General features: G+C 44.8%; 11 protein-coding genes. 6 read left to right on the forward strand and 5 right to left on the reverse strand.

Features of this window, described 5'->3' with window-relative positions; translation table 11 throughout:
• Positions 1–122: 122 nt before the first annotated feature.
• The 3 genes from EC604_RS09315 to EC604_RS09325 all read right to left on the reverse strand — a co-directional run bounded on the left by EC604_RS09315 (position 123) and on the right by EC604_RS09325 (position 2,642).
• Positions 123–638: a hypothetical protein gene (locus EC604_RS09315; protein WP_123063911.1), complete on the reverse strand. Its 516-nt coding sequence runs from the start codon at positions 636–638 to the stop codon at positions 123–125.
• A gap of 114 nt (positions 639–752) precedes the next feature.
• Positions 753–1,538, reverse strand: a complete 786-nt coding sequence (locus EC604_RS09320; protein WP_123063912.1) for an isocitrate lyase/PEP mutase family protein — start codon at positions 1,536–1,538, stop codon at positions 753–755.
• 51 nt (positions 1,539–1,589) lie between these two features.
• Positions 1,590–2,642 (reverse strand): bifunctional transcriptional activator/DNA repair enzyme AdaA, encoded by a 1,053-nt coding sequence (locus EC604_RS09325; protein ID WP_123063913.1) that lies wholly within the window; start codon positions 2,640–2,642, stop codon positions 1,590–1,592.
• Between the two features lie 309 nt (positions 2,643–2,951).
• On the opposite strand from EC604_RS09325, the gene EC604_RS09330 reads away from it, so the two are divergent.
• Together EC604_RS09330 and EC604_RS09335 are read left to right on the forward strand one after the other, a co-directional pair.
• Complete coding sequence (locus tag EC604_RS09330; RefSeq protein WP_161556895.1) at positions 2,952–3,338, forward strand: LysM peptidoglycan-binding domain-containing protein; 387 nt, start codon at positions 2,952–2,954, stop codon at positions 3,336–3,338.
• A gap of 211 nt (positions 3,339–3,549) precedes the next feature.
• A complete protein-coding gene (locus EC604_RS09335) occupies positions 3,550–4,125 on the forward strand; it encodes a hypothetical protein (RefSeq protein WP_123063915.1) in 576 nt (191 codons plus the stop codon).
• A 150-nt stretch (positions 4,126–4,275) separates the two neighbouring features.
• Here the strand turns inward: EC604_RS09335 and EC604_RS09340 are convergent, their stop codons facing one another.
• Positions 4,276–5,193 (reverse strand): phosphatidate cytidylyltransferase, encoded by a 918-nt coding sequence (locus EC604_RS09340; protein ID WP_123063916.1) that lies wholly within the window; start codon positions 5,191–5,193, stop codon positions 4,276–4,278.
• Positions 5,194–5,291: 98 nt separating this feature from the next.
• Between EC604_RS09340 and EC604_RS09345 the strand changes: the two genes are divergently transcribed.
• On the forward strand, positions 5,292–5,840 hold the full coding sequence (locus EC604_RS09345) for a hypothetical protein (protein WP_123063917.1): 549 nt from the start codon (positions 5,292–5,294) through the stop codon (positions 5,838–5,840).
• A 203-nt stretch (positions 5,841–6,043) separates the two neighbouring features.
• Entirely contained in the window at positions 6,044–10,078 is a 4,035-nt protein-coding gene (locus EC604_RS09350; protein WP_123063918.1) for an S-layer homology domain-containing protein, read from the forward strand.
• 209 nt (positions 10,079–10,287) lie between these two features.
• On the opposite strand, the gene EC604_RS09355 is transcribed toward EC604_RS09350, so the two are convergent.
• Positions 10,288–10,890 (reverse strand): GbsR/MarR family transcriptional regulator, encoded by a 603-nt coding sequence (locus EC604_RS09355; protein WP_429350250.1) that lies wholly within the window; start codon positions 10,888–10,890, stop codon positions 10,288–10,290.
• Positions 10,891–11,055: 165 nt separating this feature from the next.
• On the opposite strand from EC604_RS09355, the gene EC604_RS09360 reads away from it, so the two are divergent.
• Together EC604_RS09360 and EC604_RS09365 are read left to right on the forward strand one after the other, a co-directional pair.
• A complete protein-coding gene (locus EC604_RS09360; RefSeq protein WP_123063919.1) occupies positions 11,056–11,931 on the forward strand; it encodes a carbohydrate ABC transporter permease in 876 nt (291 codons plus the stop codon).
• A 35-nt stretch (positions 11,932–11,966) separates the two neighbouring features.
• Positions 11,967–12,836: a carbohydrate ABC transporter permease gene (locus EC604_RS09365; RefSeq protein ID WP_240036748.1), complete on the forward strand. Its 870-nt coding sequence runs from the start codon at positions 11,967–11,969 to the stop codon at positions 12,834–12,836.
• Positions 12,837–12,853: the final 17 nt, after the last annotated feature.

Raw genomic sequence — 12,853 nt, forward strand, 5'->3', positions numbered from 1 at the left:
AACGCAAATGAGGATGTTCAGTAATAATTACATCAGTAATTAGGCACGAGGGATAAGAAAAACACGAGGACGTATGCTCGCCTCGTGTTTTCTTTATTTTCTCACATGGGTCGTACTTTAATCTAAGCTTGAGCTTGCGGTTTGAAACCTTCCTCTTCAAGATACTCGCCAGCTTCACCGCGTGATTCAAAAGCCATCTCCAGCTCCTGATCAGCATACACGCACCACATGTCATTGTCATATTTTAACGTAAGTGTGTGTCCCTCTTCATTGATCCAGATACCACCGCCTGATGACAGGGTGACTGGGGCAGATTCTTTAGGAGAGGGTACTTTCTCAGTCACTTCAACTGCGTCTGGATTATGAGACATCGCTTTGAGCGTTGCATCCAGCAATGTGCGTAGATCCGCTTCGGAGTAATCACGGACATTGACGAACCCTTTGGCATCCGTATCGTAGTTCGGCAATAACCCTGCATAGATATAACCATTACCGTTCGGGTGAATATGGAGTGCTACAATCTTTTTCTCGTAGGCACTGTCCTCGTAGTGGAAATTCACACGACCGAGAGAAACATTTTTGCGTTGCAGCTGCGGGTACGATTCCAGAATTTCAAGCTTTTGTTCAACGTTAAGCATATGTGCCTCCTGTTACTGTTAGGTAGTGGGATTATACCACAGGTGAAGGCTGGAAACATCCTATCCTTTGTCCAAGAGGGACTGTGGTATGAACACACCTCATCAGTATAATCCTTATGCTCCTGTTAAAATACGTTGCCCAAGTACTTTGAGGTTCTCCATGACTTGCAGATAAGGATAAGGCCCGTAGCTGATTCGTGCTACCCCTAGTGTTGCCAGTTGCCTGGGTGAAGGTTCGTTGGAGGTTACCATCACATTGACGGGAATTGGCGAACGGTCACATAGTTCCTGAATCCATTGCTGATCCTGTAAGCCTGGAACGAACAGACCGCTTGCCCCTGCTTCCGCGTATGCTTCGGACCGTGCAATTGCTTCGTTAACTAATGCTTCATTATGTTTTTCAGGAACTTGTTGTAGAAATAAATCTGTGCGTGCATTGATAAAAAGGGGAATGCCTGCCTCATTTGCAGCTTCGCGAGCAGCGCATAATCTCAGACATTGTTCTGCGACACTGTACATGCCTTCATCACAGGGCAACTGATCCTCGATATTAATGCCTACCGCCCCATGCTCAATAATTTGTAGCACATTTTGCTTCACTTCTGACACAGACCTGCCATACCCTCCCTCTATATCGATCGTTACAGGCAGATCTATGCTCTTTGTTATACGTGCGAGATTAGTAAGTACCAATTGGAACGGCAGAGCTTCACCATCCTGTTCCCCATGAGCGGCGGCAACAGACCAGCTTCCCGTAGCAATAGCCTTGGCACCTGTAGATTGAATGGTCTGTGCGCTCCCGGCATCCCACACGTTCACCAGTACAAGCGGGTGTTCCTTCACATGATATCGATGAAATTGTTCAGCTTTTTCCTTCTGATTGCAATGGTTGTTTTTCAACTTGACTCACTTCCTTTATAGAAATAAATAGGGTGTTGCTACTGTTAATTCTTACTTCAATGACATCTGTCTCTCGTGCTGAAGCAACCAATTTTTCCGTGTCAGTCCACCTCCATAACCGCCCAATTCACCACTTGCACTAATCACACGGTGACACGGAATCACAATAGCTAGCTGATTTGCCCCGTTTGCTTGGGCTACGGCCCGGCAGGCAGAAGGTTTTCCAACGACGTTTGCAATTTCCTGATACGACCTCGTTTCCCCAGTCGGAATGGCTAATAACGCTTCCCATACCCCCTTCTGAAATGGTGTTCCTAAACAGAACAACGCTGTGTCGAACGCTGTCCTTTTGCCGTCGAAGTATTCATTTAATTCCCGTTCAATGGATTGAATAGGTGCTGTTGTGCCAGGAACAATCGCAGATTTGGTGCGCTTGCGCAGGCGTTCCACCTCGCGTTCCAGCCCTCTGCGATCTATAAATTCGAGTAAATATAAAGCTTGCTCATCCGCTATAGCCATCATGGGGCCAAGCCTTGTATCGATCCAGGATGCCTTCAGTACCCGTTCATCATCTACATGTGTAGGTGCAGCTCCCATAATCCTTGAAAAGGCATCCCGGAATCCACTGCTGGATTCATATCCGGTGGAGAGTTGGCTATCAATGACAGTACGTCCTGAACGAATATGTTTCAGTGCTAGTCCCATACGCCGTGCGCGAGCGTATTCGACAAAGGTCATCCCGAATCGTTTTTTGAACTGACGGCGAGCAGTGGATTCATCAATGGATAGTGCCCTGAAATCTTGCCCCTTCCAGCGTTTTTCCGGCTCCTTCTCGACAGCCTCCACCAGCATGCGAACCACATCCGAAACATGATTGGGGTGAGATAGAGGCCGGCATCGCTGGCATGGTCGAAATGACGCGAGCAGGGCTTGCTGAGCGGTTTCATAAAATTCGCAGTTTTCAAACTTAGGTTTTCGAGCCGGGCAGGTGGGACGACAGAATACCCCCGTTGTTTTGACCCCGACATAAAATAAACCTTCATATTCTGAATCTTTAGCTATCAGCGCCTGGTAATATTGTTCCTTCAGATCTGCAGAGATCATAAGCCGCACGTCCTTACTCCAGTAGAATCACAATCTTTCCCTTATTATAGGGCAGAATCATACGTCCCATCGCCGAAAATCAGGCATCCATTCTCGAATTGGAACTTTTGTTTATTCAGACCGAGCAATGTTCAGAATTTGTTTAGAATGAAGTGATAACATAGACCTATGTATTAGATTAAAAGGTAGTAGTATATGCCTACTTAGCTTTAGAGAAAGATTAAAAATTATGTTGTTAAGTGAAGTTATATAGGCAAAGAAGTTGAAGATTGACGAAAAAGGAAGATAACAATCGGGGGTTAGATGGAAATGAAATATTCCACGTACAAAAGCATTCATGAACCTGAACAGGTTCTAAGAACCAAGCCGGAATTCTCATATGAAAAATACGCTTCAAGGCTCTTTCTACGAGATCAGATCACACGCTCGGCTATGATTAAACTGCTCATTACGATTAGCGTATTTATTGCTGGCTGCAGTGTAGTATTCAAGGCGTCGGCGGGAGATCAGCCTGTGCTGCTGAATGAACAGGTTGTTGTATCTTCCGGGGATACTCTGTGGAGTATATCTCTTGCGAACAAACCGGATCAGATGGATACTCGGATTTATGTCGAAGCGCTCAAAGATAAAAACCAATTGTCACACGGAACCATTCAGACAGGACAGGTGCTGGAGTTGCCGCAATTCCAACATTAATCATAAGAATCAGTACACGTCTGATTCCCATCTTTTTGCATGAAAACTCATACACTCATCACTACAAAAGAACAGGTATAGTCTAGAATTTTTAATTCATTTACATATTATGGAGCTTCATGAGGGACGATATGGTGTAGTGATGAATAAGGTTCATGTTCTAATCTGTGTGTGAGAAGGATGCAATAAGAACGAAGGGAGAAGATGGAGTATGAAACAGGTGATCCAAAGATCTGCACTGTATACTGCTTTGTTATGTATGGTGATTGTTGTTAGCGCCTGTGGTGCTAAAAATAATAAAGAGTCTGTACAGGAGCACGCTTACCCGCAGTCCAAGCAACCGATCGAGGAAGCTGGACAGGGATCGATACCTAATGCGGAGGCCAAAAACAAGAACGATCAGAATAGCACAGCAGGTGAAGAGGGCAAGATGCAGACGCAGTCTAACGCTGCGGCAACGTCAAAGGATATTGACATTGTTATTGATCAATCGGATAAACCGATGGAGGGCAACAGCTTTGATTTTGCGATCAAAAAGGTTCCTAAGGGGTATAGCCTAACGGAAATGCGCTGGACATCCAACACGGTAACGATTGTGAATACGATGCAGGAAGCGATCGAGCATGGCGGGAACGGAGAGGACGGCTTTTATTTTAGCGGTAATGGACAGTTCTCAGGTTTTATCTATTCGGACGAGATGAAGGGCGAACGCGGAAAAGCCACATTTGTTTTTACCAATGATGAGGGTAACATGCTGATGTCCGAGAAGGAGATTCAGTTGAAGTAAGCATAGAAAGCCCAGGAGACGGAGAAACATAAATCATTGTACGGATAAAATTAAAAATAAAACGGGAAAAGCAGCCCTAGGGCTGCTTTTTTTGATGTTCATCATCGTTTGCTTAGAAGTTGTATTTTTACTATTAGTAATAGACCGTTTCTACATGAATTCAAAGAAATACCGAACGACGTGGAACATGACCGGCGAAGTATAGGTGAGGCTGTCGACCCTGCTGAGATAGCTCTTTTTGAGTGCATCCGATTTGTTGTCATCCCCGATGAGCAGATCTCGTTTCAGCACAGATACGGTGAGGCTGCCGAAGAATCCGGCGAGGCCAATCAGTGCCCCGATGAACAGGGAAAACTGCCAATCAAATGGTGTCAGGTAGGGATGGATGAAATAGGAGGTGGCCGTCGTGACCAGGAATGCACATACAAACCCTTCCCAGGTGATAAAAGGATTCGCTGTAGGCACCACTTTTCGTTTGCCCAAATACAGAGATACGAGATAGTGCACCACATCATTAAGCTGAGTCAACACCACAAGGAAGAGGACCAGCTTTGATCCGTACTCGGGTGAGGCAAAAGGGAAATAAGCCAGATGGCTGAGCCCAAACACCATCAGCATGAGTCCCCATTGGGTGGAACTGACACTGCGCAGGAACCCGATCGTTCCCTTGTTGATCAGACGTGGCATGGGCAGGACGAGAAATACATAGAGCGGAATAAAGATGATGAACATGCCATACCACCCAATGTATATCCAGTAAAATTGCACCGGGATCGCGAGATATGCCCATAGAAATAGACGGCGGTCAGCTTTGCGGGTGTTGCGGATCATGGAAAAGTACTCTTTGAGGGAGAAAAATGCCAGCACCATCAGCGAGATCAACGAGACGATGGGATTAAATAGGGTAGCGAGGCAAAAGATGGCCAGCATGCCCCACCAGGTTTTGATTTTCGTCCCAATACCCGAATAATCCTTGTCTGGCTGCAGTTTGGCAATCACTTTGTACACAATATGTATAACGAGTAGAGCTGCGAAAATCAGGGTTAATGTAAGTAGAGAGCTGTTCATGTACGAAGATCACCTGCTTATTCAATATGAGATTCCATTATAGGGTACCTATGTTATTATGAAGGAATAGTGCCAACTTGATAAGGGGAAATATGAGGATGACCGACGAACGTTCGATTTATATTTTGCTGACGAATACAGGTACGTTGTTTACAAGAGTCATTCAGACTTACACCAAAGCGCCGTATAATCACGCTTCCATCTCGTTCGACCGGGAATTAACGGAGTTGTACAGCTTCGGTCGCAAACATCCGAGCAATCCGCTGAACGGTGGGTTTGTGAAGGAAGATATCCAGACAGGGACGTATAGTAAATATCCGAATACGACATGTGTCATCTATGAGCTTCAGGTCACGGAGCGTGAAGTGGAAAAAATGAAACGAGTGCTGCACATTTTCATTCGCAGCCGCCAGAAATATATGTACAACCTACTGGGCGTTCTCGGCATTACACTCAAGGAACCAGTAGAGTTCAGCAACTCCTATTTTTGCTCCCAGTTCGTAGCGGAGATTCTGCAACGCTCAGGGATCAAGCTATGGAACAAACTACCTGCGCTTGTAACCCCGGATGATTTTCGCCAAAGCGAGCAACTGAGACTGGTGTATGAGGGGAGACTAATGGAATATCAGGTGAAGCCGGACCGTTAAGCAGGAATTTCACCAAATTTTTTTTTGAAAATGATGAATTTTGACGAAAAATATGAAGGAATCCACTCTGTTTTCAACTATGGAGTGGATTTTTTTCCTTTTATTATCATTTCTTGTTTAGAATCTGTTTATTGTTGTGTTCTAAACTAGGTCCAAAGATACAGGCATAAGGATCAAACACGAAATGAGAGGAGAGCGAAGCCTTGTTCAGAAAGATAGTAAGTTTTTTGTTGGTGGCAATGATGTTGCTTCAGATTGTAAGTCCTGGAGGTGTGGTGAGTGCTCGATCTTACCCATTCGAACGTATAAACATGGAGAGACAAGGGTATGACGATTCCAACTCTGGCGAAAAAATAGCTTATGTTCGTAATTTGCTTGAAGAAGGAGAATTGCTACAGCTGCCTGAAGGTTACGCAGCTTTAAGCGAGGACCAAAAGAATGAGATTGCCAGAGGTATGATTATGCTGATTCCACTAGATGTGCAATATAATAGTGACAATCAGGCTGTATACGCATTTAAACTGATTTATAATCTCAGTGTATTACCCAAACAAACTGAATTTGATGCAAAAAAAGATGTAATGGATCAGGTGTACGACTCCATGGCAAAATGGCCGTCCTACTTTTCAAATGTAAGTGAAACGGAGTGGACCCAAGCCGGGTATCAATATAAGCATCTGACCGGAGCAGATTTGACTATGTTTGTAGACGACATATTGTCCTTTGATAATAGATTTCAAGGCTCTTCATTTACTACGTACTTTAATAGCCAGCTCGAATTTATGGTCACGAAAATGAAAGAATATAAAGAAATAAATAAAGCTAACGACCTTTCTAGCATGAATGAAGCGTTAATGAATCTTTTTCGCATGTATACGTTTATCCAACAATATGTTGATTTTAGGCCCGACTTCCCACCATTTGTTTTTAATATGGGCAAAATGTCTACGCTTAAGAACGACGACGAAAAAAATGAACTGGCTCAATGGATGCTTGATCACAAAGGTACAGGTTATGAAACAGTATCTGACGTTCAAAAGGCATTTGATGCCTTTTTTAAACCAGGGCTGACCAAGTATAACCAATTGAAGAAGGCGGCGGATACAGGGAATGCCAGTGACTATATTGAGGAAGTTATCGAACTATTAAGTGATGAAAATTTCATAGATGTACCTGGTTTCAAACAACTATCTTCAGATGATCAGAAGGATATCGCAGTTTATATGCTTAATTTAGATCCACCAACCAGTGAAGGGTACGCCAATAAAGAGCAAGTTGAATACCTCGTGCAGTTAGCTTTGAAGGCGGTTGAATTCATTCATGACATTGGTGGACCGGCTGAAATGAATTCACTTAATGAACTATATACGAAGCAGATGCAACAAGTTAACTATTTGGATTACCCTGCCCCTGACAGTATGTTTTATCAGTTTGTAGGTAAATATCCTCAATCCTCAGACATTGAAAAACGTATCACGGCGTCTATGATTGAGCTACAACTTAAAAAAGGTCCGTCGTCTGTGTTCAGATTATTAAATTATCTTGATGATGCAGCAAGGTTCACCCCTTTAATTAACAAGGCGCTGACCACTAATGAAATGCTGGCTTCTCTGTTCGGATTGCAACAAATACAGTCTGACATTAACAAATACAATAATAATAACCTGGGAAATCCTATAAATAGCTTTCCTATAGATGTGAGTAAGATGGATGGTATAAAGACAGATGCACAAAAGTTAAATGCACTGGCAGATCATATGATTGCGGAGCGTCCAGCTGGCGGGTACGAATCCTTTGTTCAAATCCAGAACGCTTTTGACAAATTTTTCTCCAGTGATAACAACACGGATGCATTGTCTGTCTTGAACGCTGCGAGGAAAAGTGGAAATAAAACAGCCATGCGTGATGCTATGGAAGATCCGGCGTTAGGAATTAAATTTCCTGACGGCTACGAAAATTTAAACCCAAAGGTTAGAGATTTCATTGCAGGATTCTTGATCCAATACGTCAGTGAAGATTACGAGAATAAAAATCAGGTTCAACTCATGATTGAACTTGGTGTTCTGGCACAATCTGTTTGGGAACAAACTGAGCTTGCTGCTTTGAGCAATAAACTGGATTTACTTGCACAAAAATTGGTAGATATATCAGAGTACTTTAACGACCAAGAAGCAGAAGAGTATGGAAGCATTGGTCAAAAATATTTAAAACTCACCAATAAAGTAGACAAAAATGTTTTTGCTTATAAATACATGTATTCAATGGCTTATGAAAAGTTGAAAGGACTCTACCAAGGAGATATCGTGGAACCAATGGTAGTGTTAGGGCTTTTGACGGCCCCGTATCAATCTATTGAAAAGGCCACCAAAATTGACCCAATGAATCAGTGGCTCGAGAATGCTATGAAAGATCGAATTGAGGGAGAGGCTTTCTTCGACAATTATGAATTTAATCGTTCAGGTGCCCTTGACCTTTCCAAAAGAGCAGAGCTTAGCGCAGAAGATCAAAAGGAATTGGCACAATGGGTACTTGATGAACAAGACAGCTATGAGGATATTGGGAACTTACAATACGTTATTAATCGTTTCTTCACGGCTCCTAATATAAAAGGGGACGATGTTAAAAACGAAATAACGGGTCTAAATGATACGATGGAAGTTTCCTTCGATGGCAAACTGAACTGGATCGATCTGTCTTCCATTCAGAAGTTGGATTTTAGCGGTAACAAAACAGTATGGGTTCGTTATAAAGCGTTTAGTGATGAGTTGCCGGGACGTGCTGTGAAAATTGTCTTTACAGCCAATGGTGACAGTGGTAATGGTACTGGGTCGACACCTAACCCGGGTAACAACACAGGTGGTAACGGTGGCGGTGGATCATCTGCGCCGGTAACGTCTACACCTGCACCAACGACCAAGCAAGAACAGATCGTGGTGGATGTGAATGGCGTTAACGGTACAAACCTAACCAAAACACCAATCACACGTACAACCGAAACTAACGGCGCGGTTAAAGATTTGGTGAAAATGACAGATGCGATTGCCAAGGAATCGGTTGTAAAAGCAAAACAGCTGGGCACCGATACAGCACGCATCGTCATTCCAGATACCAAAGACGCTGTGTCCGAGACACGTGTGGAAGTCCCAAAAACTGCTGTCAAAGATCTAAGTGACGGTTCGATGAAACTGGAAATCTCGACGGAAAATGCTGTAATCTCCATTCCAACGAAGTCCATTGCTGGATTCGATCAAGACTTGTACTTCCGTATTGTTCCGCTCAAAAAGGAATCCGAGCGCAAAGACTTGGAAGAGCGTGCGAGGAAAGAGCAAGTGATTCAGCAAGTTGCACCGAATACGAATGTTCGTGTACTGGCTCGTCCGGTTGAGATCGAAACGAACATACAGAGCCGTGAAGTGACGCTGACATTGCCACTAGGCAACAGCCTGCCAACCGATGTGGCAACTCGTCAGCAGATTCTGGATAACCTGGCTGTGTACATTGAACACAGTGACGGTACCAAAGAACTGGTGCAAGGCAAACTCGTGAAACTGGCTAATAACAGCGAAGGTATTGAGTTTACGGTAACCAAATTCAGTACGTTTACACTGGTTGTCGTCGATGGGCTGAAAGCTTCTCAAAAGACAAATCATCCGTACATCCAAGGTTTCGGTGCCGATTTCCGTCCAGATGCATTCGTTACACGTGCACAGATGGCTGCGATGCTGGCTCGTAATCTGCCGGGTGAAACAGCAGCAGCTACGGTGGCAGGTACAACCTTTGCCGATGTAGCCGCAACACATTGGGCAACAAGTGAGATTCAAAAGGCACAGGCCGCAGGTATCATGAACGGCCTGAGCGGCACAGCGTTTGCGCCGGAAGGTTCAATCACGCGTGCACAGATGGCAACCATTGCGTACCGGTGGTTGCAGAAGCAACAAACAAACGCTGTAGCAACTGATACCACAGGAACAGCACCAGAAGCAGCGTCCTTTACAGATGTAGCCGCTGATCTGTGGGCAGCCGATGCAATTGCCTATGTGCAATCCACAGGCCTGATGACGGGTTACAATGATGGTACATTCAAACCGGATAGCAAGTTGACTCGTGCCGAAGCGGTAAAAGTGCTAAACGTCCTGTTCAAGCGTACACCGCTGACGGGAGTGGCCACGCCATCCTTTAGCGACGTGCCTGCAACCCACTGGGCATATGCAGATATTGAAGCTGCGGCACAGAAGTGATTTTTTCAAGACAATTAAGTTAGAAAGTACTCGAAAGTAAATAGAATGGAAATTGTAAACGATAAAAGAGCTGTCCCAAGTCATTCAGTGGCTTGGACAGCTCTTTTGCTTATATTTTTATTTTAAAATAAAGTACGCTTCGTATATCTACAGTTAACTTTGCTAAGCCAAAGTCTCAAAGCTTACGTTCAACCTTCGCTGGGGTAATCTTAATCTTCTGGTGATTGTGGGTCATTTTCATACAGCTTACCCTCTCGCAATCGATCCACGAATCCTTGAAGCCAGACATAGTATTGCTCTGCATGCTGGAGCTTGTGTAAATCTCGCAATGCCTCTTCCCGTTCTTGTGCAGCTGTATGTTCCGATAGAATCATGGTTGTCAGGTCAGGGATGACCTCGCGGATGCCTTCCAGCATCACATCCACTTCCCGTTGCAGTTTTAATCCGAAGAAGTTTTGAAACGTGCGAAAGAAGTCAGTCTCCGCTACATATTGGTCCTGCCGCTCCTTCTTCTCATCCAGCTTATAGATCATTTGGGATTCGGTTAACGAACGAACCGCATAGCTCATGTTGCTTTTGCTCATATTCATAGAGGTCTTCATCTCTTCCAGCGTCATCGGACGGTCTTCGAAATACATCACGCCATACAATTTACCAAACGTATGATTAACTCCATACAGATCCATCGTATTGGCAATTGCATCGATGACTCTCTCCCTCAGCGCAGATCGATCGGGTAACGACAAATGATTCGGCTTCCCGGCAATTTCTTTTCCCACAATGTCACCTCGGCAATAGGATAACGTATCCATGAACATATTCATATTTTACATGACTCTTCGAATTTTAACACAACCCGGAAATAGATTTTTCAAATTGAATGTACAATCATTTTTGTACGGAAGATCAAATGAGTCAATATATATCTACAAATTGCCAAATGTTAAAGAAAACTTGGACAATAAGGAGTGGGAGAATTGCGCTTGAAATGTTGGAGGGAGTCGGAGGCGGTCCTATTTACGTTGCCTGCTCTAATCCCGTTGCTGATTTTCTGGCTGGGGCCTCTGGGATACATCGTATATCTCAGTTTTACCGACTGGGACTTCATGAGCCCGGACAAGCTGTTCGTCGGGTTGGACAATTACACGTACCTGCTAACCAACTCTGAATTTTATCGATCCCTGAAAGTCACGCTGTTGTTCGGACTCGGGAGTGTGATCCCTACGATTGTGGGAGGACTTGCACTAGCGATGCTGATGAATAGCAAAATGAAATCATCCGGTATTTTTCGCACATTACTCTTCTCACCATGGGTAACACCGACGGTTGCCGTATCCATCGCGTGGTCATGGATTTTTGAACCGCAAGTGGGATTAGCCAATCTGATGCTGGGTTGGGCGGGGATATCGCCGATTGGATGGTTGCGTGACATGGATTGGGCACTGGTTGCCGTATTGATTGTAACCCTGTGGAAGTCGATTGGTTGGGCGATGGTGTTCTATCTGGTAGCTCTAAGGAATCTGCCATCGGATCTGCTTGAAGCAGCTTCCATTGATGGCGCAGCAGCTTGGGACAAGTTCAGGAGCATTACGTTGCCGCTGATCTCACCAACGACCTTTTTCCTCTCCATCATACTGACAATTCAATCCTTACAGGCTTATGACCAGATTAACGTTATGACCCAGGGTGGCCCAGCGGGCTCAACCAGAACACTGTTGTATATGTACTATCAGTCTGCCTTTGAATCGTTTAATGTCGGGGAAGCTTCATCGATCGCTGTAGTCATTATTCTGATTTGCGTGCTGTTATCGGGAGTTTCCTTCCTGCTTGGCAGACGCCTGGTGCACTACTAATGACAATGACAATGCCAACAAGCAAAACCAGCCAAATGAAGCCCAGGGAGATGCAGAAGTTGTCCCGTAAAAAAGTAAAAATCAGTGCCATCCTTCGCTATCTGGTGCTTGCAATGATTGCCCTTGCCACTGCCTTTCCGTTCTATTGGATGGTGATCAGCGGATTCAAAACGAATGATGAAATCTGGCAGTTCCCGCCGACCTTCTGGCCAGAGACATTACTGTGGCAGAACTACGTGGATGCCTGGAACGCCGCACCGTTTGCACGGTACATGCTGAACAGCACCGGAGTCGCCATAGCGATCTGTCTGCTCCAGATTGTGAACTCCAGTATGATGGCATATGCCCTGACGCATATGAAATTTCGCCTCAAGGGCACGCTGACCGCAATCATTTTGGTAGGTTACATGATCCCGAGCACAGCCGTATATTTGCCCGGTTATTTGGTGTTAAGTGAGCTGAACCTGCTGGATTCTTACACGGGCCTGATCGTATCCAACTGTGTCAGCGTGTTCTCCATTTTTCTGATTCGTCAGGCCTTTATGCAGGTGTCTCATGAACTGGTGGAAGCCGGACAGCTGGATGGAGCATCACACTTCCGCATTCTCTGGACGATTATTGCACCGCTCGTTCGCTCCAGCTTCGCCGTGATGGTGCTGATTACATTCATCGAACAGTACAACAACTATTTCTGGCCGATGCTCATCACCAAAGATCCTGACCTGCAACTGGTATCTGCCGGGTTGCGAAGTTTCTTCGTGGAAGGCGGAGCCTATGGACTGGCTTGGCCGCAGATTATGGCTGCAAGTGCGTTTACTATCGCACCTTTACTCATTCTTTTCGTGTTCACCCAGAAAACGATCATGCAGAGCGTGAACATGACGGCTGGCGTAAACAAGAATTGATATGCTTCACCTTTTCG

The organism is Paenibacillus amylolyticus, assembly GCF_003719335.1.
GTDB lineage: Bacteria > Bacillota > Bacilli > Paenibacillales > Paenibacillaceae > Paenibacillus > Paenibacillus amylolyticus_D.

What these genes read in the sequence shown, in the direction of transcription:
- EC604_RS09325 (WP_123063913.1), bottom strand. Translation starts at nt 2,642, where the DNA reads ATGATCTCTGCAGATCTGAAGGAACAATATTACCAGGCGCTGATAGCT.
- EC604_RS09365 (WP_240036748.1), top strand. Translation starts at nt 11,967, where the DNA reads ATGAAGCCCAGGGAGATGCAGAAGTTGTCCCGTAAAAAAGTAAAAATC.
- EC604_RS09330 (WP_161556895.1), top strand. Translation starts at nt 2,952, where the DNA reads ATGAAATATTCCACGTACAAAAGCATTCATGAACCTGAACAGGTTCTA.
- EC604_RS09340 (WP_123063916.1), bottom strand. Translation starts at nt 5,193, where the DNA reads ATGAACAGCTCTCTACTTACATTAACCCTGATTTTCGCAGCTCTACTC.
- EC604_RS09315 (WP_123063911.1), bottom strand. Translation starts at nt 638, where the DNA reads ATGCTTAACGTTGAACAAAAGCTTGAAATTCTGGAATCGTACCCGCAG.
- EC604_RS09335 (WP_123063915.1), top strand. Translation starts at nt 3,550, where the DNA reads ATGAAACAGGTGATCCAAAGATCTGCACTGTATACTGCTTTGTTATGT.
- EC604_RS09355 (WP_429350250.1), bottom strand. Translation starts at nt 10,890, where the DNA reads ATGGATACGTTATCCTATTGCCGAGGTGACATTGTGGGAAAAGAAATT.
- EC604_RS09345 (WP_123063917.1), top strand. Translation starts at nt 5,292, where the DNA reads ATGACCGACGAACGTTCGATTTATATTTTGCTGACGAATACAGGTACG.